Origin of the sequence: Gordonibacter pamelaeae 7-10-1-b (assembly GCF_000210055.1) — a bacterium.
GTDB lineage: Bacteria > Actinomycetota > Coriobacteriia > Coriobacteriales > Eggerthellaceae > Gordonibacter > Gordonibacter pamelaeae.
Genome location: NC_021021.1, coordinates 450,834 through 452,768, shown reverse-complemented (window position 1 = coordinate 452,768; position 1,935 = coordinate 450,834). Strand labels below are relative to the sequence as shown.

2 protein-coding genes are annotated in these 1,935 nt (G+C 71.3%); one reads left to right on the top strand and one right to left on the bottom strand.

From position 1 onward, the window contains the following. Nucleotides 1–1,073 (top strand): metal-transporting ATPase (locus GPA_RS02105; protein ID WP_156791108.1); only part of this gene is annotated, 1,073 nt, incomplete at its 5' end. A 6-nt stretch (nucleotides 1,074–1,079) separates the two neighbouring features. Here GPA_RS02105 and GPA_RS02100 read toward each other — a convergent pair. Then, nucleotides 1,080–1,935, bottom strand: an 856-nt coding sequence (locus GPA_RS02100; protein ID WP_041238810.1) for an aminotransferase class I/II-fold pyridoxal phosphate-dependent enzyme, incomplete at its 5' end; no start/stop codon positions are given.

Below are 1,935 nucleotides of genomic sequence, written 5' to 3'. Positions count from 1 at the left end.
GCTTCGCCGAGGCGCGCGGGATGGCGGCGGACGCTCGCGTCGAGGGCTTCATGCAGGTGTCCGGCGAGGGCCTGTCCGCCGCCGTGGACGACGCGGCCGTGCTGGCCGGCAACCTGCGCATGATGGAGGCGCACGGCGTGGATGCAGGCGAGATGGGGGCACGGGCGCAGCGCCTGGCCGACGATGGCAAGACGCCGCTGTTCTTCGCCGCCGACGGCAGGCTGCTGGGCGTGATCGCCGTGGCCGACACGGTGAAGCCCACGAGCCGCGCCGCCGTGGCCGAGCTCAAAGCCATGGGCATCCGCACCGTGATGCTCACCGGCGACAACGAGCGCACGGCCGCCGCCATCCAGCGCGAGGTGGGCGCAGACGAGGTGATAGCCGGCGTGCTGCCCGAGGGCAAGGAGCGCGAGATCCGCCGCCTGGCCGAGCGCGGCCGCGTGGCCATGGTGGGCGACGGCATCAACGATGCGCCCGCGCTCGCCCGCGCCGACATCGGCATCGCCATCGGCGCCGGCACCGACGTGGCCATCGAGAGCGCCGATGTCGTGCTCATGAGAAGCGACCTCATGGACGTGCCGGCGGCCATCCAGCTGTCGCGCGCCACCCTGCGCAACATCAAGCAGAACCTGTTCTGGGCGCTCGTCTACAACGCCGTGTGCATCCCGGTGGCGGCCGGCGCGCTGGCCTTCGCAGGCGTGAACCTGAACCCGATGATCGCCGCGGCCGCCATGTCGTTGAGCTCGGTGTGCGTGGTGTCGAACGCGCTGCGGCTGCGCGGGTGGCAGCCGCGGTTCACAGCAGCACCGGCGGACGCCCCCGCGCCCGCCGTGAAGGAAGACCCTATAACGAAGGAGAGCGCCATGGAGAAGACCCTGCATGTCGAGGGCATGATGTGCCAGCACTGCGTCGCGCGCGTGAAGAAGGCCCTCGAAGCCGTGGACGGCGTGGAGGAGGCCGTCGTGGACCTCGACGCGAAGACCGCCGTCGCGAAGCTCGCGCACGAGGTGGACGATGCGACCCTGAAGGCCGCCGTGGAGGAGCAGGACTACGAGGTGACGGGCGTGGAGTAGCCTCCCCTAGCACCCCGCGATGATCTCGCGGAGGGCGGCGATGAGCTTCTCGTTGTCCTCGCGGGTGCGCACGGCCACGCAGAAGTACTTGCCGTTGGTGAGCCCCGGCGTGCCCTGCAGCTTGCGGATGAGGAACCCGGCCAGCTGCAGGCGCGCCGCCAGCTCCTCGGTGCTCGCCACGCCCAGATCCAGGTCGGGGCCGTGGTCGAACGCGCACATGACGTAGTTCGCCTCGGCGGGGAAGATGTCGATGCCCGGCACCAGGCTCAGCATGCACTGCATCCACGGTATCTCGGAGTCCAGGAACTCGCGCGTGCGCTCCAGGTGCTCGCGCTCGGCCAGCGCGAGCTCGCCCAGCACCTCGGCGAACATCGGCACGCCCGAGCTGTCGTAGAAGCGCGCGATCTGCGCGATGGTGTCGGGGTGCGCCACGCAGTAGCTGATGGGGATGCCCGGCATGGCGTACGGCTCGCAGAGCGAGCGCACCACCACGAGGTTGCGGTGCTCCTTCACCAGGCCCACCATGCTCTCGCCGCCGAGCGTGAGCTCGATGGAGCGCTCGTCCACCACGACCCAGGTGCATGCGTCCAGGTAGGCCAGCAACGTGGGCAGGGGCAGCAGGCGGCTCGTAGGGTAGCCGGGGTTCGCCAGCACCGCGGCGTCGAAGGACACGCCGTGGCGCGCGGCCGCGGCGGGGTCGGGCATGACGAAGCCGGCGGGGCTCGTGATCTCCACCACGCGGTGCCCGGCGTTGCCGGCCGCCAGCGCGTACTCCACCGGGCCCGGCACGGCCACGCCCACGGTGCAGGGCTGGTAGGTCTGCGCGACGGCGCGCACCATGTCGCCCACGGTCGAGCCCACC